We start from the raw sequence: 26,201 nt of genomic DNA, 5'->3' as shown, positions 1-26,201 counted from the left end.
TAGCATTATTCATCCAAATTAAATTAATCATGATAAAAACTCATATTCTCGGTTACCCACGCATGGGCCTTCAACGCGAACTCAAGCTGGCGCTCGAACGCCACTGGCGCGGGGAAATCAGCGAGCAGCAACTGGAACAAGCCGGGGCCGAACTACGCCAGCGGCACTGGGGCCAGCAGCGCGACGCCGGACTCGACTTCGTCACGGTAGGCGATTTCGCCTACTACGACCATGTTGCCAACCACATCCAGCTGTTCGGTTGCGAACCGGCCCGCTTCGAATTCAGCGGACAGGAATCCGCGCTGGCGCGCTACTTTACGCTTGCCCGTGGCGTCGTCAGCGAGCAAATCACCGGCACCTGCTGCAACCACGCACATGCAACGGCCGCCGGCAAGCCGGCGCTGGAGATGACCAAGTGGTTCGACACCAATTACCACTACCTCGTACCGGAATTCGACCATGCGACCGCATTCACGCTGGCATCCGGCCGCCTGCTCGGCGAAGTCGCGGAAGCCAGGGCGCTGGGGCACGCGGTGAAGCCCGTGCTGATCGGCCCCCTCACCTTCCTGTGGCTGGGCAAGGCCAAAGTGGAAGGCTTCGACAGGCTCACGCTGCTTGAACAGCTGCTGCCTGCCTACGTCGACCTGCTGCTGCAACTGAAGGCGGCGGGGGTGGAATGGGTTCAGGTCGACGAGCCGATTTTGGGGCTCGATCTCCCGGGCAGCTGGGTCCTCGCTTTCGAACGCGCGTATCACACGCTGAACACGGCGCAGGTGTCGCTGCTGCTGGCGACCTACTTCTCGCAGCTGCAAGACAACCTGAGCCTCGCCTGCAAACTGCCGGTGGCCGGCTTGCACATCGATGCGGTGCGCGCCCCCGAAGAACTGCAATCGGTGGCGGACTGGCTGCCGGGCCACAAGGTGCTGTCGGTCGGCATCGTCGATGGCCGGAATATCTGGCGCGCCGACCTCGACAAAGCGCTGCAACGGCTGGCGCCGCTGGTTGAACGGCGCGGCGCGACGCTTTGGCTCGCTCCGTCATGTTCGCTGCTGCACACCCCGCTGCGCCTGTGCGACGACGCTTCGATCGATCCTGAACTGCGCGGCTGGCTGGCGGGCGCCAGTGAGAAGCTGGATGAACTTCGTGTGCTGCAACGCGCCTTGAACGAGGGAGAGGACGAAGTGGCCGGCGCGCTGCTGGCCGCGCGCAACGCGATCACCGCACGCGCTGCCAGTCCGCGCGTGCGCAACCCCGCAGTGGCCCGGCGCGTGGCACAGTTACCGCAAGACGCAGACCGCCGCACCAGCGCGTTTGCTGTGCGCCAGGCCAGGCAGAAGCAACGCTTCGCCCTGCCTTCATTCCCAACCACGACCATCGGGTCGTTCCCACAGACCGCGGAAATCCGCGCAGCGCGGGCAGCGTACAAACGCAAGGAGCTGCCGCAACAAGGCTACGAAGCCGCAATGCGCAAGGAGATCGCGCACGCGGTACAACAGCAGGAAGCGTTGGGGATCGATGTGCTGGTGCATGGCGAAGCCGAACGCAACGACATGGTCGAATACTTCGGCGAACAGCTCGACGGCTTTGCGTTCACCGCCAACGGCTGGGTGCAATCGTACGGGTCACGCTGCGTGAAACCGCCGGTGCTGTTCGGCGACGTGTCGCGCCGCGCGCCGATGACAGTGGCCTGGACCGCCCACGCGCAGAGCCTGACCGACCGCCCGATGAAAGGCATGCTCACCGGCCCGATCACCATCCTGCAATGGTCGTTCGTGCGCGACGACCAGGCTCGCTCGCTGACAGCGGAACAAATCGCGCTGGCGATCCGCGACGAGGTGACGGACCTGGAAGCCGCAGGCATCGGCATCATCCAGATCGACGAGCCGGCCATCCGCGAGGGCCTGCCGCTGCGCCGCGCACGCTGGGACGACTACCTGAAGTGGGCGGCGCGCGCCTTCCGCATTTCCGCCAGCGGCGTGCGCGACGATACCCAGGTGCACACCCACATGTGCTACTCCGAATTCAACGATATCCTGCCCGAGCTTGCCGCGATGGATGCAGACGTGATCACCATCGAGACCAGCCGGTCCGACATGGAACTGCTGCGCGGGTTCGGGGCGTTTAAGTATCCGAACGAAATCGGCCCCGGCGTGTACGACATCCACTCGCCGCGCGTGCCGACGGTCGAGGAAATGGTGCGGCTGATGAAGAAGGCGAGCGAAGTGATTCCGCCGCACCACTTATGGGTGAACCCGGACTGCGGGCTGAAAACCCGGGGCTGGCCGGAAACGCAGAGCGCGCTGCGCAACATGGTCGAGGCTGCGCGCCAGCTGCGGGCAGCCAGTGCTTAGTGCGCGCCAGTCAGGAACACGACGATCAGCACGCCCAGGCCGATCAGCAGCACCTGCGGCACCGACTCGCGCACGGTGGCGCGGCGCTGCATCTGCGGCATCAGGTCGCTGACGGCGATGTACAGGAAGCCCGACGAAGCAAACACCAGCACATACGGAATCAGGCCGTTGGCCTGGTCCAGCGTGTAATAGCCGATCAGGCCGCCCGCCACCGCCATCAGGCTGCACAGCAGGTTGAAGACGTAGGCGCGGCGGCGCGAGAAGCCGGCATTGAGCAGCACGATGAAGTCGCCGATCTCCTGCGGGATCTCGTGCGCGATGATGGCCAGGCCGGTGATGATGCCAAGCTCCGGGTTGGCCAGGAAGGCCGCGGCGATCAGGATGCCGTCGGTGAAGTTGTGCATGCCGTCGCCGATCAGGATCATCCACCCCGACTTGCCCGCCTCGCGCGCATCGTGCCCGTGCGCGTGGTGGTGGCCGTCGCCCTCGTGATGGTGCGAGTGGCGCAGGATCGCCAGCTTCTCCAGCAGGAAGAACGCCAGCAGGCCGGCCAGGAGGGTCGCGAACAGCTTGTGCGTATCGGCGCCCGAGTCGAAGGCCTCCGGCAGCGCGTGCAACAGCGCGGTCGACAGCATGATGCCGACCGACAGGCTGACCATGCGCTCGACCATTTTCGAGAGCAGCGTAAACGAAAACACCGCGGCCGCGGAGATGCTCGCAACGCCGCCAATGGTGGTCGCCAGCAGGATGGAGATGAGGATCGGGTCGATTTTTTTGCCTCTTGTACGGATGTTGCGAGATGCGCAAGCCCGGCATTGTACCGCCTCGGCCCGCTAAACGTCCGCGCCCAGGTCGCCGCCATGAAAAAAGGCCTCCGGTGAGGAAGGCCTTGGCGGTGAAGCGTATTAGCGCCTGAAGCTTACGGCGCCAGCGCGAAATTGACGTTCGATGCGTTCTGCGTCGAGATATCGACCGCGTCCACTTTGGTCTGGCTTGCGTAACCGGTGGCCGAGGCGGACACCGAGTATTTGCCGACGCCAGGGGTGACTGCGATGCTGGCCGCGAACGTCAGCGGCAGCGTCGCGCTGTACGTGGCGTATTGCGGCGCGGCGACTGGCAGTTTGTTGATGGTGTAGGCACCCGTCGCGAGGTCGGCCCCTGCATACTTGACCACGACCGTCGGGCCCGCAGCGAAGGTCTGCCTGGCGGAAACGTAGGCAGCTTCGCCCGTTGCGCTGGCCGGGGTCATCGTCACGGTGCCGGCGATGCTGCCGCTTGGGCTGGTTGCCAGCACCAGCGGCGCCGCGACGGTGCTCAGCGACGTCGTGCTGGCGGTCGTCGCGACTGGCACGGCGGCGACGACGGATGCGGCGCGGCCGTCGGCGGTAATCACCACGTCATAGCTGCCCGGCGCCAGGCGCGAGAGGAAGAACTCGCCGGTGGTGGCGTTCGGGGCGGTCGAGCGGATGATGACGCCGTTCTGCTGCGCGCTCACGCTCACGCCGCTCGACAGCAGCGCGGGGCTGATGAAGCCGTTGATGCCGTTGCTGACGGTAGGAATCAGCTTGATCACCGGCTTCAGCGCGTACTTGCCATTGCCCTTGGTCACGACCGATTTGCAGGCGTCGAAGTCGAGGACGAGGTCGGTGCGCTGGCCGGCGCCGACATCAAACTGGCCGGCGATCTTGATGCCGCTCTGGACGGCGCTCGGCGTATCCAGCGTTTTCTCGGCGGTGGAGCCGGTTGCGACCACCGTGTTCGCCGTGCCGGCGCCCGCGTTCGCGTCGAGCACCAGGCGCAGCTGGTTGTATTTACCTGCCGGCAGGCTGGTGGCGCCGAGCGAATCGAGCACGCCGTTGGTCAGGTTCAGCAGGTTGATCTTGCGGGCCGGGCTCAGCGTGATGTCGCTCCAGCCGCTGTCATTCTCGCCGGCGGCGCTGTTCTGGTGCACGCGAACCTTGCTTACAGTGACATTGACGGCGTCGAAGCCGCAAGCTGGCGCATCGGTCAGCGAAACGCCGAGCGTGCCCGACTGGGTAGGTGCCGCGGCCGGAGCGCCGCTGTCGCCGCCCCCGCCGCCGCAGGCAGCAATGGTAGCCGCCGCAAAAGCGGCGCCGGTGATCAGGGTAAGCCGGTTGAGTTTCAGGTTCATAGATTGCCTCTCGTTGTTGTACGAATAGTCTGTCGAGCCAAAGCTGAACGCGCTGTATGGACAGACTATACATTTCCGAACGGCAATTTCGTGTGCACAACTTCACATTGCAACTTTTGCTTACAACTTTCGTGACGATCTGTGGACTTCTAGCCGCGCCACATTAAATGAATACCAAGAAGTTCGGGGTCCGTCCCCGGGGACAGACCCCGAATTGAATAGATACAACAATTTCAAAAATTTCCTGCAGTTAGTGGGCCTGGTCCCAGTTCGGGCCGACGCCGACCTCGGCCAGCAGCGGGACACTCAGTTGCGCGACACCAGCCATCAGCTCCGGCAGCTTGACCTTGACGATCTCGAGCTCCGCTTCCGGCACTTCGAGCACCAGTTCATCGTGCACCTGCATCACCATGCGCGTGGCCATGCCGCTTGTCTCCAGCCAGCCCTGCACCGCAATCATCGCCAGCTTGATCAGGTCGGCCGCAGTGCCTTGCATCGGCGCGTTGATCGCGGCGCGCTCGGCGCCCTGGCGGCGCGGACCGTTCGGCGAGTTGATCTCCGGGAGCCACAGGCGCCGCCCGAATACGGTTTCGACATAGCCGCGCGCCTTCGCTTGCATGCGGGTGTCGTCCATGTACTGCTTGACGCCCGAGAAGCGCGCGAAGTATTTGTCGATGTAGCTCTGGGCCGCGGCTCGGTCAACGCCAAGGTTGCCGGCCAGCCCGAAGGCGCTCATGCCGTAGATCAGGCCGAAGTTGATGACCTTGGCGTAGCGCCGCTGTTCGCTGTCGACGTCAGCAGGCGCGACGCCGAAGATTTCGGCGGCGGTCGCGCGGTGGATGTCCTCGCCTTCGGCGAACGCGCGCAGCATCGCTTCGTCTTCAGAGATGTGCGCCATGATACGCAGCTCGATCTGCGAGTAGTCGGCCGATACGATCACGCTGCCCGGCGGTGCGATAAACGCTTCGCGGATGCGACGCCCTTCGCTTGTCCTGATCGGGATGTTCTGCAGGTTCGGGTCGTTCGACGACAGGCGCCCCGTCACCGCAACCGCCTGCGCATAATTGGTGTGCACGCGGCCGGTCTCGCGGTTGACCATCTTCGGCAGCTTGTCGGTGTAGGTCGACTTCAGCTTCGACAGGCTGCGGTGCTCCAGCAGTACCTTCGGCAGCGGGAAGTCTTCGGCCAGCTTTTGCAGCACCTCCTCGTCGGTCGACGGCGCGCCGCTCGGGGTCTTTTTAATCACCGGCAGTTGCAGCTTGCCGAAGAAGATTTCACCGATCTGCTTCGGCGAGCCAAGGTTGAATGGACCGCCGGCCAGTTCGTGCGCTTTGCGCTCCAGCTCCATCATGCGCGCACCAAGTTCGTTCGACTGGGTGTCAAGCAGCGCCGAGTCGATCAGCACGCCGTTGCGTTCGATCTTCTGCAGCACCACGGAGGTCGGCAGCTCGATCTGGCGGTAGATGAAATTGAGTTTCTCGCTGCTTTCGACGTGGCCCTTCATCGCGTGGTGCAGGCGCAGCGTGATGTCGGAGTCTTCGCCTGCGTACTCGGTCGCGCGCGACAGCTCGACCTGGTCGAAGCAGATCTGGCCAGCGCCCTTGCCGCACACCTCGGTGAACGGAATGGTCGTGTAGCCGAGGTGGCGCATCGCCAGGCCATCCATGTCGTGCGGCTTGTGCGATTCGAACACGTACGATTGCAGCAGCGTGTCGTGCATGATGCCGCGCAAGGCCACGCCGTGGTTGGCGAAGATGTGGCTGTCGTACTTGAGGTTCTGGCCGACCTTCGGCTTGGCCGGGTCTTCCAGCCAGGCGCGCAGTTTGCCGAGCACGAGTTCGCGCGACAGCTGCTCGGGCACGCCAGCGTACCGGTGCGCCACCGGAATGTAGGCGCCCTTGCCTGGTTCGACGCTCAGCGAGATGCCGACCATTTGCGCCGTCATCGGATCGAGCGAGGTGGTTTCGGTGTCGACCGAGGTCAGTTCGGCCGCGTCCACCAGCGCCAGCCATTTGTCGAGCGCGTCCTCGGTCAGCACGGTCTCGTACTCACCGCGGATGACCGGCGTGGCGGCGATGCCGAACAGGTCGCCCTCCGGCGAATTAAGCAGCACGCCGCTGGCAGCCGCGCCGCCCGCATCGACCGCCGCGCCGATTTCGCGCAGCAGCGTCTTGAAGCCGTAGCGCTGGAAGAAGTCGCGCAGGCCTTCTTTATTCTCGTCCTTCCCAACCAGCGTTTCCGAGATCGACACCATGTGCCCCGACAGGTCGCAGTCGGTTTTCACCGTGATCAGGGTGCGGCCTTGCGGCAGCCATTCGAGCGCGCTGCGCAGGTTCTCGCCGACCGCGCCGCTGACCGTGTGGTGGTTGTCGATGACGCCCTGCAGGCTGCCGTGCTGCGTCAGCCATTTGAGCGCGGTCTTCGGACCGCACTTGCTCACGCCCGGGATATTGTCGACGGTATCGCCGATCAGGGTCAGGTAGTCGATGATGCGGTTCGGCGGCACGCCGAACTTGGCCAGCACGCCGGCTTCGTCGAGCTTTTCATTGGTCATCGTGTTGATCAGCATGACCTTGTCGTTGACCAGCTGGGCCAGGTCCTTGTCGCCGGTCGAGACGATGGTGTTCATGCCGAGCGCCGACGCCTGCACCGACAAGGTGCCGATCACGTCGTCCGCTTCGACGCCCTCGACCATCAGGATCGGCCAGCCCATGTGTTTGACCGCTTCGTGGATCGGCTCGATCTGCAGGCGCAGGTCATCCGGCATCGACGCGCGCGTTGCCTTGTATTCGGGATACATGTCGTCGCGGAAAGTCTTGCCCTTCGCATCGAACACGCAGGCGATGTAGGCGGCCGGGTAATCCTGGCGCAGGCGGCGCAGCATGTTGACCATGCCGTGCATGGCGCCGGTCGGGTGGCCTTCCGGGCTGCGCAGGTCAGGCAGCGCGTGGAAAGCGCGGTACAGGTAACTGGAACCGTCAACTAACAACAGGGTATTTTGCATAGTGCCAATAAGAAGGTGGGCCGGGCGTGGCGCCGGCGAATAACTGCCATTATCGCAGAATCGCGCATGAAGAAAACGCAACGACACGGCCCGTACAGTCCAGCGTCTGGGCACGATTCGGACCATTTTCACAGGGAAGCACAGGTGTTTGTTACAATGGTCGCAACGAATATAGGTGACCATCATGATGCGCACATCCCCAGCCGTGAAACTGCTTGCCCTCTTCCTGTTGGCCAATGGCGGGGCTGCATATGCACAGACCAAACCGAGCGACGCGCCGCCGAAGCTGGAGCGCATCGAAGAAGGCAGCGACACGCCGGTCACCATCGTGCCGCAGCGCGACGAGCAGCGCAAGGTCAGGGAAACCCGTGACGGCGGCCAGGTCAGGGAAGTGGAGGTCAAGAGCGGCAAGAGCACCTACACGATGAAGGGCAGCAACCCGGCCAGCGTCACCGAAACCAGCGTCGGCACCGGCAGCACGCTGCGTCCGCCGCAATGGAAAGTGCTGGAGTTTGACCTGAGTAAGAAAAAGCAGGCCCAGCGCGACGAAGAAGCGGCAGCCGCCGCCGCTGCCGCGCCACCTGCGGCTGTTCCTCCGCCGCCGCCGGCCAAGTAAGGCCTTGATGCCCGGACATCCGGGCTCGCAAACGCGCCGTTCCCAACTGACTCTTTCTCTTTTTTCGCGTTCACATGGCAGTATTTACCGCGGTCGGGCTGGGTGACCTCACCCAGTGGATCAAGCAGTTCCCTCTTGGCAACGCACAGGCGCTCAAAGGCATCGCATCAGGCATTGAGAACAGCAATTTCTTCCTCACGACCGAGCGCGGCGAGTACGTGCTCACCATCTTCGAAAACCTCGGTTTCGACCAGCTGCCGTTCTACCTGAACCTGATGCGCCACCTTGCCGTGCGCGGCATTCCCGTGCCTGCGCCGGTGGCCAACGACCAGGGCGAGCTGGTGGTTCCCCTGCAGGGCAAGCCGGCGGCCATCGTCAGCAAGCTCGAAGGCAGGTCGCAAATGGATCCGCAGCCGGCGCACTGCGCGGCTGTCGGCGCGATGCTGGCACGGATGCATGTGGCCGGGCGCGACTTCCCGATGCAGCAGCCGAACCTGCGCGGCATCGACTGGTGGAACGGGACCACGCCGGCGGTGCTGCCTTGCCTCGACGACGCCAACGCCCACCTGCTGCGCGCCGAAATGCACTTCCAGGGCGCCTTCCACGGCTGCGCGCCTTACGCGGCGCTGCCGCGCGGTCCGGTGCATGCAGACCTGTTCCGCAATAACGTGATGTTCGTCGGCGAGCAGCTGACCGGCTTCTTCGATTTCTATTTCGCCGGCTGCGACACCTGGCTGTTCGATGTCGCCGTCACCGTTAACGATTGGTGCATCGACCTTGCGACCGGCGAGATCGACGTGGCGCGCGCACGCGCGATGCTCGACGCTTACCATGCCGAGCGCCCGTTCACTGCGGACGAACACGCCTCGTGGCAGCCGATGCTGCGCGCGGCCGCGCTGCGCTTCTGGCTGTCGCGCCTGTACGATTTCCACCAGCCGCGCGAGGCCGAAATGCTGACCCCGCACGATCCCACCCATTTCGAGCGCATCCTGCGCGAACGTATCGCCACACCGGCACCGGAGCTGTTTCATGAATAAATTACCAGCGCGCGAAGGCTGGAACTGGGTCAAGCAAGGCTTTGCCCTGTTCCGCAAGCAGCCGCTGGGCCTGGGCGCCCTGTTCTTCGGCTACGTGCTGGTGGCAGTCGCGCTCGGCCTTGTGCCGCTGGTCGGCAAACTGCTGTCCTACCTGCTGGTGCCGATATTTACCGTGGCCTTCATGCAGGGCTGCGCCAATGCCGAGCAGGGCAAGCGCGTCCATCCGGGCCTGCTGCTGACGGGGTTCCGTTCGCCCGCATTTCCAACGCTGATCAAGCTTGGCCTGGTTTACATGGCGCTGGCCATGCTTGCGATTGCCGCCTCCACGCTGGTCGATGGCGGTGTATGGCTGCAGGTCCTGCTGCGCCAGCTTGAGCCGGATGCCCCGGAAACGAAAAACTCGGCGTTCGGAGCGGCGATCCTGTTTACAGCATTCGCCCAGCTCATTTCGTTCGTACTGCTGGCGTTCACCGGACCGCTGGTCCACTGGAAGCGCATGGGCGTCGGCAAGGCCGTGTTCTACAGTGTGGTCGGTATCCTTGGCGCGACCAAGGCGTTCATGGTTTTCGCGCTCTCGTGGTTCGGCATCAGCGCGATCATTGGGCAGGTCGTATTCCTGATCTTCGGACGCACCTCGATGTTTCAGCCGGTGCTGATCACGGTTTCGCTTATCTACACGATCGCGGCCTTCTGCTCGTTCTATGCGATCTACTGCCGCCTGTTCGGCGCGCCGGAAGCCGAGCTGACGCAGCCAGTCCCAGCCAACGACGCCTGATCTTGTCGTTCCCCCCTTAGCGGGAGGAACGACGAATTAACCGCCAACGCGCTCCAGTTTGGCCACTGACAGGTCGAGCACCTTCATCCCGGCCCGACCAAAGTTGATCTGGGCGCGCGCGTTCCCGCCGCTGCCCTCGATATTGACGATCACGCCCTCGCCGAATTTGCCGTGCGCGACGGACTCGCCGATGCGCCAGCCCGGGCCGCTGGCGGACTTCTGCGTGATCTGCTGCGCGATCTTGTTATCCGATCCGCCGCTGAACTTCGCATCGTCCCACGCCGACTTCTTGTTGCCGAACCACTGGGCCTGCACGCGCGGCGACAGCCACTTCAGCGCCTCTTCAGGCAGCTCGTCGAAGAAGCGCGACTTCATGTTGTAGCGGGTCTGGCCATGCAGCATGCGCGTCTGCGTAAAGCTCATATACAGGCGGCGGCGTGCACGCGTGATCGCCACGTACATCAGGCGCCGCTCTTCATCGACGCCATCCATCTCGCGCGAACTGCTCTCATGCGGGAACAGGCCTTCTTCAAGGCCGGTGATGAACACCGCGTCGAATTCAAGGCCCTTGGCCGAGTGCACCGTCATCAGCTGCAGCGCGTCCTGCCCTGCCTGCGCCTGGGCGTCGCCAGCTTCCAGCGATGCGTGCGACAGGAAGGCTGACAGCGGCGACATCACGGTCGACAGCGGCACATCGGCGTCGAGGATCTCGATGCCGTCCTGGTTGACGATGGCGTCGCCGGCCTGCGCCTGCGCTTGCGGTCCGAGATGCGCCGGGGCGCTCTGGCCGAAGCCTTCCTCCTGCACGAACTGGGTCGCCGCGTTGACCATCTGCTCGAGGTTTTCGATGCGGTCGGCGCCTTCTTTTTCGTTCTGGTAGTGCGTCAGCAGGCCGCTGGACTCGAGCACCACGCGCACCATCTCGGGCAGCGACAGCTGCTGCGTTTCGAAACGCGCGCCTTCGATCAATCGTACAAAGCTGTTCAGCGACGAACCGCCCTTGCCCGCCACATAAGGCACCGCCGCATACAGCGACACGCGGTACTGGTCGGCCGCCGCCTGCAGCTGCTCGATGGTGCGCATGCCGATGCCGCGCGTCGGGAAATTCACCACGCGCAGGAAAGCCGAATCGTTGTGCGGATTGTCCATCAGCTGCAGGTAGGCGATGGCGTGCTTGACCTCGGCGCGCTGGAAGTAGCGCTGGCCGCCGTACACGGTGTACGGCAGGCCGGCCGCGAACAGCGCGTGTTCGATCACGCGCGATTGCGCGTTGGAGCGGTACAAAATCGCGATTTCGCTGCGCGAAGATCCTTCAGCCATCAGGCTCTTGGCTTCCTCGATGATCCACTGCGCTTCTTCGAGGTCGGACGACGCTTCGTAGATGCGCACCGGCTCGCCGTGGCCCGCGTCGGTGCGCAGGTTTTTGCCGAGGCGCTTGCTGTTATTGGAGATCAGCTGGTTGGCGCTGTCGAGGATGTGGCCGTGCGAGCGGTAGTTCTGCTCCAGCTTGATCAGGTTCTCGACCTTGAACTCGCGTTCGAACGCGCTCATGTTGCCCACGTTCGCGCCGCGGAACGCGTAGATGCTCTGGTCGTCGTCGCCGACCGCGAACAGCGCGCCGCCATGGCGTTCGCCGTGGCCGGCCAGCAGCTTGAGCAGGCGGTATTGCAGGTCGTTGGTATCCTGGAACTCGTCGACGAGGATGTGGCGGAAGCGCGTCTGGTAGTGCTCGCGCAGCGGCTGGTTACGCGACAGCAGTTCGTAGCAGCGCAGCAGCAGCTCGGCGAAATCGACCACGCCCTCGCGCTGGCACTGCATGTCGTACAGCTCGTACAGCTCGACCATCTTGCGTTCGATCGGGTCGAACGCCTCGACCTGGCTGGCGCGCAGGCCCTGGTCCTTGGCGTTGTTGATGAAGTACATCAGGGCCTTGGCCGGGTACTTTTCATCGTCGACGTTGTTCGCCTTGAGCAGGCGCTTGATCATCGACAGCTGGTCTTGCGAGTCGAGGATCTGGAAGGTTTGCGGCAGCGCGGCGTCGCGGTAGTGGGTGCGCAGCAGGCGGTTGGACAGCCCGTGGAAGGTACCGATCCACATCCCGCGCGTACTGATCGGCAGCATCGCCGACAGCCGCGTCAGCATCTCCTTCGCGGCCTTATTGGTAAAGGTCACGGCCATGATCCCGGCCGGCGACACCTGGCCGGTCTGGATCAGCCACGCGATGCGGGTGGTCAGCACGCGCGTTTTTCCCGAACCGGCGCCCGCCAGGATCAGGGCGCTTTGCTGCGGCAGGGTGACGGCGGCGAGTTGTTCGGGATTGAGATTGTGGAGGAGATTTTGCATCCCGTGATTATACCGGGAGGGGTGGGTTCCCGATGCCCGAATCGGCGCCGGTCCCGCGTTGGCAGATTAACTATGCCAGCGCGGGACCGGGCAAAATCAGCTTGCGCCCGAACCCGGGGCAGGCTTGGCCAGGCCCTTCGAAATCGCTTCGTCGATCAGGCTGCGCACGGTCTTGCCGGCGGCGCGGCTTTCCGTTTCCATCTGCTTGCCGAGCACTTCCATCTTCTTGCCGATGGCTTCCATCGGACGCCCGGCCTGCTCCATCCGCGCGCCGATCGCTTCCATCGGCTTGCTGGCCTTTTCGATCTGGCGCGACTCCTGCTCGATTACCCTGGCGTGCTTGTCCATCTCATGCGACAGCACGTCCATCTTTGCCGCCAGCCGGTCCATTTCGCGCGCCTTGCTGTCACGCTGGGCCGGCGTTCCCTCCGCCATTGCGCGGCCGAGTTTTTCCATGTCGCGTCCGAGCTTCTCCTGCTCGCGGCCCAGCGCTTCGATGTCGCGCTCGGCGCTGCGCATTGCGGCGCTTTGGACGGTGGCGGGAGCGGCGGCGGTCATTTCGCGGCCCAGCGATTCCATGACCTTGCCGTGCTGGTCCATCTCCTTGCCGTGCACGTCCATCTTCTTGCCCAGGCGGTCGAGCGGCTCCCACGCCTTGTGGACGCGGGCCATGATGCCTGCGTCCTGCACGATGTAGGCCTTGCCGTTACGGTCGCGGAACCACAGGAACTCGCCCTTGACCGCGCGCTTCGCGGCTTTCAGGTCGTCGAAATCGTCGCTGTGGCCATTCATGCTGGTGCCGCCGCGTTCATCGGCGCGAACAATCGCGTAGGACAGTTCGCCCGGTGCCCGGTCGACGCTCCATTTTGGCGGCGGCGGTGGCGGCGCAGGCGGTGCTGGCGGCGCCGGTGGTTCGGGCAGCTGGTGCCGCTTGGCCGCTGCCGGCGCTGCCGGTGGGGCCGGTGGGGCGGGCATGTCGGCGACGGACGGCACTGGCGGCGCCGGCGGCGTTGGCGGCGTGGACTGGGCGTGGACATAGAAGCCGGCAAAGGCCGCCGCGAGGCCAAGCGCGGGCAGCGCCATCTTCCAGTTAAGCGGTTCGGTATCCGGGCGTACCAGGCGTTTGATGCGTGACATAAGGTTTCCTCCGTGTGCCGCATGGGCGAGTTGAGGGATGGAGAACTGGAACTGGTCCAGCTCGGACAATGCAAGTGCCAGGCGCCGCGGTTCGCCCAGCATGCTTGCGGCTAAATCATCTGCAACCTGTTCGCGTTCAACGCGGATGCGGCTCGACAGCCACCACACGGTGGGGTGGTAGAACAGCACGATCTCGATCGCGCCCTGCACCAGGTTGACGAGGTAATCGTGGCGCCGGATGTGCGCCAGTTCGTGCGCCAGCAGCGCTTCGAGCAGTTGCGGCGGCATGCCGGAAATGAGCGAGGCAGGCACCAGCACCACCGGCCGCCACCAGCCGGCCGTGACCGGGCTTTGGATATCGTCGACAAGGCCCAGCACGACGCGGCGTGAAATGCCGAAGCCTGCGGCCATCCGGTCGAGGCGCGCCTGCCATGCGGGATCGGCGCGATGCTGGCCGGTGCTGGTCAGGCGCCGCACCCAAGCCAGGCCCACCGCCATGCGCAGCGCCAGCAGCGCCGCGCCACAGGACCACAGCAGCACCACCAGCGGCAGGCGCGCCTGCAAGGCCTGCTCCCAACCGGCCAGGCGGCCGGCGAGCAAGGTCGCCGGCTCGGTGCTGGTCAGCATGGAGACGCCCTGCCCGGCATCTGCGCTCGCGAGCGGCAGGAAGGTCGAGTTCAAGGCCTGCACATCAGCATTGCGCTCAATCACGCCGGCCAGCGGCAGCGCCGCGCACAGCAGCAGCGCGGCACAGGCCACGGCGTAGCGCGACTGGGGGCGCGCGGTACGCATGGCCGCCAGCACCAGCGCCGCGCCCCAGCCGATCAGCAATCCCTGCCATACGAAGTCGAGCAGCGCCCATGCCAGCGCAGGCAGCAGCGCGCTCATCGTGCAACTCCAGGTGAAAGGCGGAACGTTGTCATGAAGTCTCCGTATCGTTGAATGTAGAATAAAATATCTAGATTGATTTGTCTAGAAGTTTTTTTCTACTTTGCGGCGGCGAGCGGCAGCCGATGTGGTTGGACTTTAGGCAAGGATAGGGAAAGGCTCCAGCGCCGTGCGACAGACGGCAACAACGTGGGAACAGGATGCAGGGAATGCCCCCAAGAAAATCGGGGTCCGTCCCCGGGGACGGACCCCGATTTTCTTCGAGGTATTTCTTATTGCTGGCCTTTTATGCGTCGGTATAGCCGAGCTGATGGCGTTCCCAGAGCGTGCGCAGCTGGTCGGTGAGACGGAGCGGCTCCAGCGGCTTGGGGATGACGCCAATCGCGCCGACATCGGTGTAGCGTTCCATGTCGCAGGCCTTGGTCAGGCCGGTGATGAACAGCGCCGGGGTGTCGGCCAGGTGCGGCATGCTGCGTAGCCGTTCGAGCGTGGCAAGGCCGTCGAGCTCGGGCATCATGACGTCGAGAAGGATCAGGTCCGGCTGGAAACCATGCGCGGCCGCCAGCGCTTCCTCGCCGGAGCTGCAATCGCGCACTTCAAGCTTGCCGATTACTTCCAGCACCAGTTTGGCGGCGGTGCGCACGTGCAGGTCGTCCTCGACGTACAGGATCGATTTCAACACGTCCCGGGAGTGGGTTGCATTCATCATGTCAGTCTCCGGCAGACATATCGGTCGGCACGCCCAGCAGGCGCGAAATGGTGCTCCACAGGCAGCGCTGCGAAGTCCATGGCTTTGGCAGGAAAGCGGCAATCGGTTCGCGCCATGCTGGTTCGCGCTGAGCATGGACCAGCACCGGCGTGGCGACAATCAGCGGCATCAGGCTCGCCGCATTACCGTCGGGCAGCGCGGGATCGATGACGACCAGCGCGAAGATGTCGCGCCGAAGCAGGTGCTGCGCTTCGGCCAGCGTGGCCGCGTGGATCACGTGCGCTTCCGGCATCATCAGCAGGGAAAGCGACTCGGCACTTTCCGCATCCTTGTCGACCAGTAGCACGCGCGGCACGGCCGGCTCACTGCCCTCATTGTGGATCTCGGCATCCGGCTCGGTTGCACTGGCGATGTCGCTGGCTTCGGCCATCAGCAGGATGTCGGCGCCGCCGCGCGGCGCAGTGCGACGCGGGGCCGCGGGCGCGCGCCGCTGCATGTGCGCCGCGAACGTGCGGCCCCGGGCCGCGCTTGTTCTGTATTGGGGGGTTGCCGCTTTCATGCGACTCCTTTCTGGACCATCGGTGACCCGGATCGGTAAGGCGCAAAGCCACGGCGCTGCCGTGGGCTGGAGCGAACAACGATTCGGGAAGGACAATCGGCGGAGCTGGGCCGAGATCAAGGCGTCGGCCGCGAGGGAAAGGCGGCGCTGGTGTTGCAGGCGCAAGGCGGGTTACGGCCTCGCGCGGGTCACTGGTACCACATCGCAAGTCTACCGGAATCTGGCTCTACAGCAACAGTTTCCGGTTTTTTTTAACAATTGTCGCGATAAACAGACTTGATCGCTTATTTCGATTTCAGGCGGGTTGCAAATCCGGCATGCAAACTGTTTAACGTTTCTTCAGCGGCCAGCAGCTGGTCGGCGACTTCGTTGATCTTGCGGCGGCTTGAACGCGCGTGGTCGCGCAGCACTTCAAACGCGGTGTTGCGGTCGGTCTGGAACTTGCCCATCAAGAGGCCGACGGCCAGGCTGGTTTCGCGGCCGGCGGCGAGCGCGGCATTGAGGTTCATTTCGGTGCGGCGCAGCTGGCGGATTTCATCGGCGCGGGCCAGGCCGGCTTCGAAAGCCGCCATCAGGCGCTCGGCGTCGACCGGCTTGACCACGTAGCCGACCGCCCCATAGGCGGCCGCCTGGCGGGCCGAATCGCTGTCGCCGACCGCCGACAGGAACATGAACGGTACCGTGGTCAGCTCGTTCAGGTGGCGCGCCAGCTCCAGTCCCGTCATGCCGGGCATGGTGATGTCGAGCAGGGCCATGTCCGGCTCGCGCGCCTCGATCTGTGCTATCGCTTGCGCGCCGGACGATGCCGACACCGTGTCGTAACCGGCATGGCGCAGGATTTCGCCGATAAACTGCAACAGGATCGGGTCGTCGTCGACGATCAGGATGCGTCGTTTGGCGGCAGGCACGGTGGTCATCTTCGGGTAGTCCTCAATCGTCGAAATGTAAAATGATTATACGGTGGCTCCATGGTTTACGCAGCTTTTCGCCCGCTCGGCAAACAAGCCGTCGAACGCGTGCACCACCGCGCCCGGCACCGCGGCCGTGTAAACGCTGCTGATCGCCGCGACCATGTCGGCGCCCCGCCCCACCAGCGGCGCGGCGTTTTCGGGCGTCATGCCGCCGATGACGACGACCGGCAGCGCGATCTCCGTCTTCGCCTGCGTCACGATCGAAGCTTCGGTGCGGAAGCTGTACTGCTTGACGCGCGACGGATAGAAGCCGCCGAACGCCACGTAGCTGGCGCCGTCGCGCTGTGCGGCGCGGGCCAGCGCCAGCTCGCCGTAGCACGACGCGCCGACGATCTTGCCCGCCCCGAGCACGCCGCGCGCCTGTGCGACCGAGGCGTCGGTGCCGCCCAGGTGCACGCCGTCGGCGTCCAGCGTGAGGCAAAGTTCGACATGGTCGTTGATGATCAACGGGCGGTTGAAGCGGCGGCACAGCGCCAGCAGCGCCGCCGCCTGCTCGCGCCGCAGCTGCGCGCTGGCGCCTTTGTGCCGGTATTGCAGCATCGCGGCGCCGGCGTGCAGCGCGGTGCGGGTGGTCTCGACCAGGCGGTCGGTGTCATCCCAGTCGGGCGTGCCGAGGTACAGTCCTTGGTGCATATAGTGTGCTCCTTTAAACGGGGTGCGCGCTGCGGTCCGGGATGCGCTGTCCGGCGCCGAGCGCGAATGAAGATGCGAGCGCGCCATGGCAGTAGGCCTGCGCGCGTTCGAGCGCCTGGACGACCGGCTCGCCCAGCGCCAGCCGGCCCGCGATCGCGGCCGACAAGGTGCAGCCGCTGCCGTGGAAGCCGCCTGCGAGGCGCGGCCATTCCCAGTCGCGGCACTGGCCCTCGCCATGCCAGCGGTTGCGCACTGAGGGCCCGCTGGCGTGGCCGCCGGTGACCAGCAGGTGCGGAAACCGCGCGCCCGCCAGCGCCTGCGCCTCCGCCAGGTTCGGCACCACCACGGTGGCCAGCGCCAGCAAGGGCCCGATGGCCGCCAGCGCGCCGCCGCGCGACAGCGGATCGCCATTGCCGCTTGCGAGCACCGGGTCGAGCACCATCGGCAACGCCGGATGGTCTTCGCGCAGCCTGAGGATGAACGAGGCGATCGCCTCGGCGTTGGCGCGGTTGCCGGGTATGCCGACCTTGATGGCCTTGATCCGGCAGGCAGCGGCCAGCACGCGCGCCTGGCGCGTGAGCAGGCAGGCGTCGACCGGCTCGACGTCGTAGACCCAGTTGTGGTCCTGCACCGTCAGCGCCGTCACCACCGGCAGCGCATGCGCGCCCTGCGCCGCGATGGCCTGGACGTCGGCTGCGACGCCGGCGCCGCCGGACGGATCGAGGCCGGAGAACACCAGGACGGCCGGCCGCGTCACTGCAGCCGCCCGGCCACCGGCGACGACGGCGAGGCGCTGAAGCGGCGCGGCATGCGGCCGGCCAGGAAGGCGTCGCGGCCCGCCAGCACCGCCAGCCGCATCGCGCGCGCCATGCGCACCGGGTCCTGCGCCAGCGCGATCGCGCTGTTCATCAAGACCCCGTCGCAGCCCAGCTCCATCGCGATGGCGGCGTCGGATGCTGTGCCGACGCCCGCGTCGACCAGCACCGGCACGGTCGCCTGCTCGATAATCAGCGACAGGTTCCACGGGTTGAGGATGCCCATGCCCGAGCCGATCAGCGACGCCAGCGGCATCACCGCCACGCAGCCGATTCCTTCCAGCAGGCGCGCCTGCACCGGGTCGTCGCTGCAGTAGACCATCACGTCGAAGCCGTCGCGCACCAGGGTTTCGGCGGCGGCCAGCGTTTCGGGCATGTTGGGGTACAGGCTCTTGTCGTCGCCCAGCACTTCGAGCTTGACCAGCTTGCGGCCGTCCAGCAGCTCGCGCGCCATTTGCAAGGTATAGACCGCGTCCCTGGCGGTGTAGCAGCCGGCGGTGTTGGGCAGGATCGTGTACTGGCTTGGGGGCAGCACGTCGAGCAGGCTTGGCGCATGCGGGTCCTGGCCGATGTTCACGCGGCGGATCGCGACGGTGACGATGTCGGCGCCGGCTGCGTCGGTGGCCTCGCGCGTCTGCGCAAGGTCGCGGTACTTGCCGCTGCCGACCAGCAGGCGCGAGCCGTATTCAACGCCGGCGATGATAAGTTTGTCTTGTGGGTTCATGTCTGTTTGTCCTGTGAGTTTTCAGCCGCCGCCAATCGCGCGCACGATGTCGACCTTGTCGCCATCGCGCAGCTGGCGCTCGTTCCACTGCTGGCGCGGCACCACCGCGCGGTTGACCGCCAGCGCCAGCGGCTGGCCGGCCAGTTCCAGCTGGCCGACCAGCTCGAGCAAAGTGCACTGCCGCGCCACCTCGCGCGCTTCGCCGTTGACGTCGATCGCGGTCATGGCGCCTCCTTCGGGTAAAGCTGCGCGCCGCCCTTGACGAACTCGATCGCCTTTTCCTGCATGCCGCGGCTGGCGTACTCGCGTACTTCCTGGGTGATCTTCATCGAGCAGAAGTGCGGCCCGCACATCGAGCAGAAATGCGCGACCTTGGCCGAGTCTTTCGGCAGCGTCTCGTCGTGGAAGGCGCGCGCCTTGTCGGGATCGAGTCCGAGGTTGAACTGGTCTTCCCAGCGGAACTCGAAGCGCGCCTTCGACAGCGCGTTGTCGCGCACCTGCGCGCCGGGGTGTCCCTTGGCCAGGTCGGCCGCGTGGGCGGCGATCTTGTAGGTGATGATGCCTTCCTTGACGTCGTCCTTGTTGGGCAGGCCGAGGTGCTCCTTCGGCGTAACGTAGCACAGCATCGCGGTGCCGTACCAGCCGATCTGCGCGGCGCCGATACCGGAGGTGATGTGGTCGTAGCCCGGCGCGATGTCGGTGGTCAGCGGCCCCAGCGTGTAGAACGGAGCTTCGCCGCACTGCTCCAGCTGCAGCTGCAGCTCCATGTTCTCTTGAATGAGCTGCATCGGCACGTGGCCGGGCCCTTCGATCATGGTCTGCACGTCGTGCTTCCACGCGACCTGGGTCAGCTCGCCCAGCGTCTTCAGTTCGGCCAGCTGGGCTTCGTCGTTGGCGTCGTAGATCGAGCCGGGACGCAGGCCGTCGCCGAGGCTGAACGACACGTCGTAGGCCTTCATGATCTGGCAGATGTCCTCGAAGTGCGTGTACAGGAAGGACTCCTTGTGGTGCGCCAGGCACCACTTGGCCATGATCGAGCCGCCGCGCGAGACGATGCCGGTCAGGCGATTGGCAGTCATCGGCACGTAGCGCAGCAGCACGCCGGCGTGGATCGTGAAGTAGTCGACGCCCTGCTCCGCCTGTTCGACCAAGGTGTCGCGGAAGATCTCCCAGGTCAGCTCCTCGGCCTTGCCGCCGACTTTTCCGAGCGCCTGGTAGATCGGCACCGTGCCGATCGGCACCGGGCTGTTGCGGATGATCCATTCGCGCGTTTCATGGATGTGTTTGCCGGTGGACAGGTCCATCACGTTGTCGGCGCCCCAGCGGATCGCCCACGTCATCTTTTCGACTTCTTCACCGATCGACGAGGTCAGCGCGGAATTGCCAATGTTGGCGTTGATCTTCACGAGGAAGTTGCGGCCGATGATCATCGGCTCGATCTCCGGGTGATTGATGTTGGCCGGAATGATCGCGCGGCCCCGCGCCAGTTCGGACCGCACGAACTCGGGCGTAATCTCGGCCGGGATGGCGGCGCCGAACGACTGGCCCGGATGCTGGCGGCCAAGCAGTCCGGCGGTGCGGCGGCCGAGCGGACCCGCCTGCTCCAGGTGGGCCAGGTATTCCTTGCGGCGCAGGTTTTCGCGCAGCGCAACGAATTCCATTTCCGCGGTGATGATGCCGCGCCGCGCGTAGTGCATCTGGGTGACGTTGGCGCCCGGCAGCGCCCGGCGCGGCGCGCGCGCCAGCGCGAAGCGCATCTGGTCCAGCGCCGGGTCGGCCAGGCGGGCGCGGCCGTAGTCGGAACTTGGCCCGGCGAGCACCTCGGTATCGCCGCGCCCATCGATCCACCCCGCGCGCAGCGGCGGCAGGCCGCAGCGGATATCGATGGCGGCGGCCGGGTCGCTGTACGGGCCGGAGGTGTCGTACAAAAAGATGGGCGGGTTGTCTTCACCGCCGGAGGGCGACTGGCTGACCGAGCGCAACGGCACGCGGATGTCGGGCCGGCTACCCTCGATATAGACCTTGGTGGATTTGGGAAACGGCGCGATGGCCGCCTGGTCCAGCGTGGCGGTGGCCGGGTCAAACTTCACTTGTGCATTCATGTGGCTCCTTTGCGTGCAGGAGCCAGCAAAGGAGCGACGGCCCGCCGCGCAGCGAATGCCCGGCCATGGTCGACATGCTTCCCTTCGCTGGCATTATCCAGATCAGGTTCAGAGGGTGTTTCTCACCCGCGCCTCGCGAAACAATGCGAATTGCAGGACCCCTAGCGTGTGCCGCCTTGCGGCAGCGCGGAAATTATAACTGGTGGCGAACCGGGCAGTATGGTTTTTTCCGCATTAGCTGCCGACGCGGTCAAGCGGCAGGCAGCGAACGCTACAAAAAACACAACAGTTCGTTTAATTGATGGAAGTACGATCGAGCCGTCGCAGCGATGCGGCCCCAGCACTTTCCAAAACGGCCGGCGTAGCGCGCAGGCATGACTTCCAGACGGAGACTCAGATGAAAGCGGCGCACGACCGCATCGCTGCGCTGGGTTGCGGCAACTAAGCGTCTCGCACACATGAAAAAGGACGCTTCGGCGTCCTTTTTTTGGCGCTTAGCTCAGGAATACAGCGTGTACTCGATTCCGCCCGAAATACTGCCAACGACCTGCGCCTGGTTCTCCCCACTGTCGCTAAACGACACCAGTACCTGACTCATTCTCACGCCTTGGTTCGTCATCGCATCAAGCCAATAGTCGAAGCCGGCTTTTTCGGGCTCGCGGTTCAGGACGTTCTGGTAGAACTTCGTCAGTGCCGCGGCGTTGGTCGGGGCCTGGCCATACATCGCCTGGAACTCTGGCGCACCGATAAACGCGCTGGCGATATCGGCAAGGCTCATTCCGTCATCCAGGGCGTGGATCCAATAGCCCAGACCGTCCAGGTCAGGCTTGCGGTCGAAAGCGGCCTGGTAGAGCCGATACAAGTCGCCTGCGTGCCCGTCGAGGTCCATGGCAAGGTGCTTGTCCGCGAACCAAAGCCGCAGCACGCCGTCCAGCGTATCCTGGCCGTCCCGTCCGAGCATGTCTGTCACGCTCAATCCTGCGCCGTTCGCGACCACGGCATATTCGGCGGCGTTCCCTGAAAATACCGCGATGTCGACGCCGCCGCCGCCGACCAGGCTGTCGTTGCCGCGGCCGCCGTACATAGTCTGGCTCGCTGCTGTGCCGCGCAACAGGTCGCCGCCATCCGTGCCGATGAACTGCGTGCCGAGGCTGCCATCCGAAAACAACAGCGTCTCCATCCCGCGCAGCTGGGCAACATCTGCCGGAGCCGCTTTACTCGTGACGATCACCCCATCACCGGACCTGGTGAAGGAAAAATCAGTACGCCTGCCGTCGAAGAACGCATTGTCGATCGCGGCCGGCGTGCCATCAACCGTCTGCGCGCCCGCGCCGGGCACAAAAGTATGCCCGTCCAGCGAGGTGAGCGTGCGCGCGTTCCGGTAGCCCAGGTCCACCAGCACGGCGACATCCAGATCGGAAATTTGCATGCCTTCAACGACGATGCCGTTCATCAGGTCGCTGTCCGGACCGACATACTCGTGCTCGCCGCCGGCCGCACCTTCAGGCGTGTTCATGACGTATAGGTGGTGAACGTTGGTCCAGCTGTCGAGCGGACGCAACGGAACCTCGTCCCCATAGATCGCCTGGGCGGCTCTCCCTGCAAATGCCGCGGACTGCCCGCTTACCTCGACCAGCTGGTCGAACGGCGAGGCCCACACGGAACCGGCAGGCTTCGTCAGCGCATCCTCACTGCCATAAATGCCCAGCATATGCAGCACTTCGTGAACCAGAATGGCAATCACATCGTCCGTCTCCGTAAACGACTCGCCGCTGCGTTCCACCAGCCGGGCCATGGTCGGCTCGCTAATCACCAGGATCCCGTCGGCAATGTCGCTGTTCCAGTTGCCGGTCATGGTGAATCCGTTCCAAGCCGGCAGTAGTGCGCTTTTGCCCGTCTGAATCTTGAACGCGACATCGTTGACCAGGCCGTCCGGTGCAGGGACCGTACCCTGGGGCGAAGTCTGAAACTGGCCCGAATAGTTGGGCGCCGCGGCGGCGCTAACCGTTGGCCCCAGGGTCGATTCGGGCAAGATTTTAACGTCCAGGGTCACGTTTGCATTCGCCGCTGAAACCAGTTCCCGGTCGAGGATCCGGCCCACCAGCACCATGGCCCGTTGCAAAATGAATTCGGCATCGGCAAACGTCGACGTTGAGTCGGTAAAGCGTGCAAAACTGAACGAAATCATGTTTCCCTGTATCGCGCTAGTTACTCATAAACAACATTATTGCGTGAAACAAGCGGCCGTGGCTAACATTCCGTGTCGAATGCGATTCGCATAAGTTCCGCGTCACCACAATCCGGATCGCAGCATGCGGAAATCCGTGCAGCACTTTTTTTTGCACAGCATCATTTGCCCGCATCCCTCCCTTATAATGGTTGTTTTCGCATACATCACAGCCAAACCATGGAATTAGCCAAGTCTTTCGAGCCCGCCGACATTGAACAATTCTGGCGCAACGAGTGGGAAAAGCGCGGGTACTTCGCCGCCACCCTCGATGCCGACAAGCCGTCGTTCAGCATCCAGCTGCCGCCGCCGAACGTGACGGGCACGCTGCACATGGGGCACGCTTTCAACCAGACCATCATGGATGGCCTGACCCGCTACTACCGCATGCGCGGCTTCAATACCGCATGGATCCCGGGCACCGACCACGCCGGCATCGCCACCCAGATCGTCGTCGAGCGCCAGCTGGACGCGCAGAAGATCTCGCGCCACGACCTCGGACGCGACGAGTTCATCAAGAAAGTCTGGGAGTGGAAGGAACAGTCCGGCAACACGATTACCGGCCAGATGCGCCGCATGGGCACCTCGCCTGACTGGGCGCGCGAATACTTCACGATGGACGAACCGCGCTCGAAAGTCGTGTCCGACGTCTTCGTGCGGCTCTACGAACAAGGCCTGATCTACCGCGGCAAACGGCTGGTCAACTGGGACCCTGTGCTCGGCACCGCCGTGTCCGACCTGGAAGTGGTCTCGGAAGAAGAAGACGGCTCGATGTGGTACATCAGGTACCCGCTGGCCGACGGCAGCGGCCACATCACGGTCGCGACCACCCGTCCTGAAACGCTGCTGGGCGACGTCGCCGTCGCGGTCGACCCGACCGACGAACGCTACATGGCCATGCACGGCAAGATGGTCAAGCTGCCGCTGACCGGGCGCGAAATCCCGATCATCGCCGACGAATACGCCGACAAGGAGTTCGGCACCGGCTGCGTGAAGATCACGCCGGCCCACGACTTCAACGACTATGCGGTCGGCCAGCGCAACAAGCTGCCGCTGATCTGCGTGCTGACGCTCGACGCGAAAATCAGCGACGACGCGCCGGAAGCCTACCGCGGCATGGACCGCTTCGCCGCGCGCAAGCAGATCGTGGCCGACCTCGACGCGCAAGGCCTGCTGCAGGAAGTCAAGCCGCACAAGCTGCAAGTGCCGCGCGGCGACCGCACCGGCGTCGTCATCGAGCCGATGCTGACCGACCAGTGGTTCGTCGCCATGAGCAAGCCGGCGCCGGAAGGTACCCACTTCCCTGGCAAGTCGATCGCCGAAGTCGCGCTTGAAAAAGTCGCCGGCGGCGAGATCAGGTTCGTGCCGGAAAACTGGAGCACCACCTACAACCAGTGGCTCAACAACATCCAGGACTGGTGCATCTCGCGCCAGCTGTGGTGGGGCCACCGCATCCCGGCGTGGTACGACGACGCCGGCAATATCTTTGTCGCCAAGACCGAGGAAGAAGCGACAGCCAAGGCGCTTGCCGCCGGCGTGACCGCGCCGCTGCGCCGCGACGACGACGTGCTCGACACCTGGTTTTCGTCCGCGCTGATCCCGTTCTCGACCATGGGCTGGCCGGAAGAAACGCCTGACATGAAGGCCTTCCTGCCGTCGTCGGTGCTGGTGACCGGCTTCGACATCATCTTCTTCTGGGTCGCCAGGATGGTGATGATGACCACCCACTTCACCGGCCAGGTGCCATTCGAGACCGTCTACGTCCACGGGCTGGTGCGCGATTCGAGCGGCCAGAAGATGTCCAAGTCGAAGGGCAACACGCTCGACCCGATCGACCTGATCGACGGCATCGACGTGGAAACGCTGGTCGGCAAGCGCACCACCGGCCTGATGAACCCGCGCGATGCCGACAAGATCGCCAAGGCGACCCGCAAGGAATTCCCGGAAGGTATCGCTGCCTACGGCACCGACGCGCTGCGTTTCACCATGGCCAGCTACGCATCGCTGGGCCGCAACATCAACTTCGACCTGGGCCGCGCCGAAGGCTATCGCAACTTCTGCAACAAGATGTGGAACGCGACCCGCTTCGTGATGATGAACACCGAAGGCAAGGACTGCACAGCCAAGGATGCGGACCTGTCGCAGGCCGACAAGTGGATCCTGTCGCTGATGCAGCGCGCGGAGCTCGAGGTGGCGAAGGGCTTCGAAGACTACCGCTTCGACAACATCGCCGCGGCCATCTACAAGTTCGTCTGGGACGAATACTGCGACTGGTACCTGGAAGTCGCCAAGGTCCAGGTCCAGCAAGGCACCGAAGGCCAGCAGCAAGCAACCCGCAACACCCTGCTGCGCGTGCTGGAAGTGATCCTGCGCATGGCGCACCCGATCGTGCCGTTCGTGACCGAAGCCCTGTGGCAGGCGATCGCTCCGCTGGCCGGCAAGACCCTTGAGGGCAGCGGCGACTCGATCATGACCCAGCCGTACCCGGTTGCCGATGAAACGCTGATCGACGTGCGGGCAGAGGAATGGATGACGCAGCTGAAAGCGCTGACCGACGCCACCCGCAACCTGCGCGGCGAAATGCAACTGGCGCCGTCGCTGCGCGTGCCGCTGATCGTTGAAGCGGCCGATGCCGGCGGCAAGGCGCGCATGCAGGGCTTCGCGCCGTACATCCAGTCGCTCGGCAAGCTGTCGGAGGTGAGCATCGTCGACACGCTGCCGGAGTCGCCCGCGGCGGTATCGATCGTTGGCACGACCAAACTGATGCTGAAGGTGGAAATCGACGTCAAGGCAGAACGCGAACGCCTGTCGAAGGAGATTGCACGCATCGAAGGCGAGATCGCCAAGGTCAACGGCAAGCTGGGCAACGAGAGCTTCGTCGCGCGCGCACCGGAAGCGGTGGTGGCGCAGGAGAAGGAACGCCTGGTCAACTTCTCGGCAACCATCGACAAGCTGCGCGAGCAGTTTGCCAAGCTGCCGGCAGCTTAAGCAAGCCGCGGCAAGCGCCGTCATGAAAAAGGGGCCGCCGGCCTAATGCCGTTCAGTTAAGGTGATTTCTTAATGACGCGAACGGCGTAGCGCTTCGGTGTCGCTTTGACGGCCCGGTCGTATTTGCGATCGGGCCGTTCGTCATTCAGGAGGCTAACCAGCCTTTCGCG

At 64.5% G+C, this 26,201-nt stretch carries 19 protein-coding genes and 1 riboswitch; of the genes, 5 read left to right on the top strand and 14 right to left on the bottom strand.

Going from position 1 to position 26,201, the window contains the following annotated elements; translation table 11 throughout:
• The first annotated feature begins 29 nt into the window (after positions 1–29).
• On the top strand, positions 30–2,351 hold the full coding sequence (metE, locus tag HHL21_RS15745; RefSeq protein WP_206085813.1) for a 5-methyltetrahydropteroyltriglutamate--homocysteine S-methyltransferase: 2,322 nt from the start codon (positions 30–32) through the stop codon (positions 2,349–2,351).
• On the opposite strand, the gene HHL21_RS15740 is transcribed toward metE, so the two are convergent.
• The 3 genes from HHL21_RS15740 to polA form a co-directional block, all read right to left on the bottom strand.
• Positions 2,348–3,049: a ZIP family metal transporter gene (locus HHL21_RS15740; protein ID WP_370659739.1), complete on the bottom strand. Its 702-nt coding sequence runs from the start codon at positions 3,047–3,049 to the stop codon at positions 2,348–2,350. The genes metE and HHL21_RS15740 overlap by 4 nt on opposite strands.
• 221 nt (positions 3,050–3,270) lie before the next feature.
• A complete protein-coding gene (locus HHL21_RS15735) occupies positions 3,271–4,503 on the bottom strand; it encodes a DUF4382 domain-containing protein (RefSeq protein WP_169467555.1) in 1,233 nt (410 codons plus the stop codon).
• A gap of 250 nt (positions 4,504–4,753) precedes the next feature.
• Positions 4,754–7,507: a DNA polymerase I gene (gene polA / locus HHL21_RS15730; protein ID WP_169467553.1), complete on the bottom strand. Its 2,754-nt coding sequence runs from the start codon at positions 7,505–7,507 to the stop codon at positions 4,754–4,756.
• A 184-nt stretch (positions 7,508–7,691) separates the two neighbouring features.
• Between polA and HHL21_RS15725 the strand changes: the two genes are divergently transcribed.
• The 3 genes from HHL21_RS15725 to HHL21_RS15715 all read left to right on the top strand — a co-directional run bounded on the left by HHL21_RS15725 (position 7,692) and on the right by HHL21_RS15715 (position 9,935).
• Entirely contained in the window at positions 7,692–8,123 is a 432-nt protein-coding gene (locus tag HHL21_RS15725; RefSeq protein WP_169467551.1) for a hypothetical protein, read from the top strand.
• 74 nt (positions 8,124–8,197) lie between these two features.
• Positions 8,198–9,160, top strand: coding sequence for a homoserine kinase (locus HHL21_RS15720; RefSeq protein WP_169467549.1), 963 nt, complete (start codon positions 8,198–8,200; stop codon positions 9,158–9,160).
• Positions 9,153–9,935 (top strand): BPSS1780 family membrane protein, encoded by a 783-nt coding sequence (locus HHL21_RS15715; RefSeq protein ID WP_169467547.1) that lies wholly within the window; start codon positions 9,153–9,155, stop codon positions 9,933–9,935. The genes HHL21_RS15720 and HHL21_RS15715 overlap by 8 nt, the downstream gene beginning before the upstream one ends.
• Before the next feature lie 36 nt (positions 9,936–9,971).
• Here HHL21_RS15715 and HHL21_RS15710 read toward each other — a convergent pair whose 3' ends face one another.
• The 11 genes from HHL21_RS15710 to HHL21_RS15660 all read right to left on the bottom strand — a co-directional run bounded on the left by HHL21_RS15710 (position 9,972) and on the right by HHL21_RS15660 (position 23,004).
• The gene (locus tag HHL21_RS15710; protein WP_169467545.1) at positions 9,972–12,278 is read right to left on the bottom strand and encodes a UvrD-helicase domain-containing protein; all 2,307 of its coding nucleotides are present in this window, start codon (positions 12,276–12,278) and stop codon (positions 9,972–9,974) included.
• Between the two features lie 96 nt (positions 12,279–12,374).
• Positions 12,375–14,303: a M56 family metallopeptidase gene (locus HHL21_RS15705; protein ID WP_169467543.1), complete on the bottom strand. Its 1,929-nt coding sequence runs from the start codon at positions 14,301–14,303 to the stop codon at positions 12,375–12,377.
• Between the two features lie 286 nt (positions 14,304–14,589).
• Positions 14,590–15,012: a response regulator gene (locus HHL21_RS15700; protein ID WP_206085812.1), complete on the bottom strand. Its 423-nt coding sequence runs from the start codon at positions 15,010–15,012 to the stop codon at positions 14,590–14,592.
• Between the two features lies 1 nt (position 15,013).
• On the bottom strand, positions 15,014–15,571 hold the full coding sequence (locus HHL21_RS15695; RefSeq protein ID WP_169467541.1) for a DNA-binding transcriptional response regulator: 558 nt from the start codon (positions 15,569–15,571) through the stop codon (positions 15,014–15,016).
• 284 nt (positions 15,572–15,855) lie between these two features.
• The gene (locus tag HHL21_RS15690) at positions 15,856–16,488 is read right to left on the bottom strand and encodes an ANTAR domain-containing response regulator (protein ID WP_169467538.1); all 633 of its coding nucleotides are present in this window, start codon (positions 16,486–16,488) and stop codon (positions 15,856–15,858) included.
• A 36-nt stretch (positions 16,489–16,524) separates the two neighbouring features.
• Entirely contained in the window at positions 16,525–17,175 is a 651-nt protein-coding gene (gene thiE, locus HHL21_RS15685; RefSeq protein WP_169467537.1) for a thiamine phosphate synthase, read from the bottom strand.
• A gap of 13 nt (positions 17,176–17,188) precedes the next feature.
• Positions 17,189–17,932 carry a bifunctional hydroxymethylpyrimidine kinase/phosphomethylpyrimidine kinase gene (thiD, locus tag HHL21_RS15680; RefSeq protein ID WP_169467535.1) on the bottom strand — a complete coding sequence of 248 codons (744 nt, stop codon included), beginning with the start codon at positions 17,930–17,932 and terminating at the stop codon, positions 17,189–17,191.
• Positions 17,929–18,714 (bottom strand): thiazole synthase, encoded by a 786-nt coding sequence (locus tag HHL21_RS15675; RefSeq protein ID WP_169467533.1) that lies wholly within the window; start codon positions 18,712–18,714, stop codon positions 17,929–17,931. Before HHL21_RS15675 ends, thiD begins: the two co-directional genes overlap by 4 nt.
• A gap of 21 nt (positions 18,715–18,735) precedes the next feature.
• Positions 18,736–18,939: a sulfur carrier protein ThiS gene (gene thiS / locus HHL21_RS15670; protein WP_169467532.1), complete on the bottom strand. Its 204-nt coding sequence runs from the start codon at positions 18,937–18,939 to the stop codon at positions 18,736–18,738.
• Positions 18,936–20,816, bottom strand: a complete 1,881-nt coding sequence (gene thiC / locus HHL21_RS15665) for a phosphomethylpyrimidine synthase ThiC (RefSeq protein WP_169467530.1) — start codon at positions 20,814–20,816, stop codon at positions 18,936–18,938. The genes thiS and thiC overlap by 4 nt, the downstream gene beginning before the upstream one ends.
• Positions 20,817–20,878: 62 nt before the next feature.
• A riboswitch (TPP riboswitch) is annotated at positions 20,879–20,989 on the bottom strand.
• 326 nt (positions 20,990–21,315) lie between these two features.
• Positions 21,316–23,004 carry a DUF4214 domain-containing protein gene (locus HHL21_RS15660; RefSeq protein ID WP_169467528.1) on the bottom strand — a complete coding sequence of 563 codons (1,689 nt, stop codon included), beginning with the start codon at positions 23,002–23,004 and terminating at the stop codon, positions 21,316–21,318.
• Positions 23,005–23,223: 219 nt separating this feature from the next.
• On the opposite strand from HHL21_RS15660, the gene HHL21_RS15655 reads away from it, so the two are divergent.
• The gene (locus HHL21_RS15655; protein WP_169467526.1) at positions 23,224–26,031 is read left to right on the top strand and encodes a valine--tRNA ligase; all 2,808 of its coding nucleotides are present in this window, start codon (positions 23,224–23,226) and stop codon (positions 26,029–26,031) included.
• Positions 26,032–26,201: the final 170 nt, after the last annotated feature.

This window comes from Massilia polaris (genome assembly GCF_012927275.1).
Classification (GTDB): Bacteria; Pseudomonadota; Gammaproteobacteria; order Burkholderiales; family Burkholderiaceae_D; genus Telluria_A; species Telluria_A polaris.
The sequence above is the reverse complement of the archived record's forward strand: the minus strand, read 5'-3'. Positions and strand labels throughout refer to the sequence as shown.

Coding starts and splice junctions, on each gene's coding strand:
- metE (WP_206085813.1), top strand. CDS start 30: ATGATAAAAACTCATATTCTCGGTTACCCACGCATGGGCCTTCAACGC.
- HHL21_RS15735 (WP_169467555.1), bottom strand. CDS start 4,503: ATGAACCTGAAACTCAACCGGCTTACCCTGATCACCGGCGCCGCTTTT.
- polA (WP_169467553.1), bottom strand. CDS start 7,507: ATGCAAAATACCCTGTTGTTAGTTGACGGTTCCAGTTACCTGTACCGC.
- HHL21_RS15725 (WP_169467551.1), top strand. CDS start 7,692: ATGATGCGCACATCCCCAGCCGTGAAACTGCTTGCCCTCTTCCTGTTG.
- HHL21_RS15720 (WP_169467549.1), top strand. CDS start 8,198: ATGGCAGTATTTACCGCGGTCGGGCTGGGTGACCTCACCCAGTGGATC.
- HHL21_RS15715 (WP_169467547.1), top strand. CDS start 9,153: ATGAATAAATTACCAGCGCGCGAAGGCTGGAACTGGGTCAAGCAAGGC.
- HHL21_RS15710 (WP_169467545.1), bottom strand. CDS start 12,278: ATGCAAAATCTCCTCCACAATCTCAATCCCGAACAACTCGCCGCCGTC.
- HHL21_RS15705 (WP_169467543.1), bottom strand. CDS start 14,303: ATGAGCGCGCTGCTGCCTGCGCTGGCATGGGCGCTGCTCGACTTCGTA.
- HHL21_RS15700 (WP_206085812.1), bottom strand. CDS start 15,012: ATGATGAATGCAACCCACTCCCGGGACGTGTTGAAATCGATCCTGTAC.
- HHL21_RS15695 (WP_169467541.1), bottom strand. CDS start 15,571: ATGAAAGCGGCAACCCCCCAATACAGAACAAGCGCGGCCCGGGGCCGC.
- HHL21_RS15690 (WP_169467538.1), bottom strand. CDS start 16,488: ATGACCACCGTGCCTGCCGCCAAACGACGCATCCTGATCGTCGACGAC.
- thiE (WP_169467537.1), bottom strand. CDS start 17,175: ATGCACCAAGGACTGTACCTCGGCACGCCCGACTGGGATGACACCGAC.
- HHL21_RS15675 (WP_169467533.1), bottom strand. CDS start 18,714: ATGAACCCACAAGACAAACTTATCATCGCCGGCGTTGAATACGGCTCG.
- thiS (WP_169467532.1), bottom strand. CDS start 18,939: ATGACCGCGATCGACGTCAACGGCGAAGCGCGCGAGGTGGCGCGGCAG.
- thiC (WP_169467530.1), bottom strand. CDS start 20,816: ATGAATGCACAAGTGAAGTTTGACCCGGCCACCGCCACGCTGGACCAG.
- HHL21_RS15660 (WP_169467528.1), bottom strand. CDS start 23,004: ATGATTTCGTTCAGTTTTGCACGCTTTACCGACTCAACGTCGACGTTT.
- HHL21_RS15655 (WP_169467526.1), top strand. CDS start 23,224: ATGGAATTAGCCAAGTCTTTCGAGCCCGCCGACATTGAACAATTCTGG.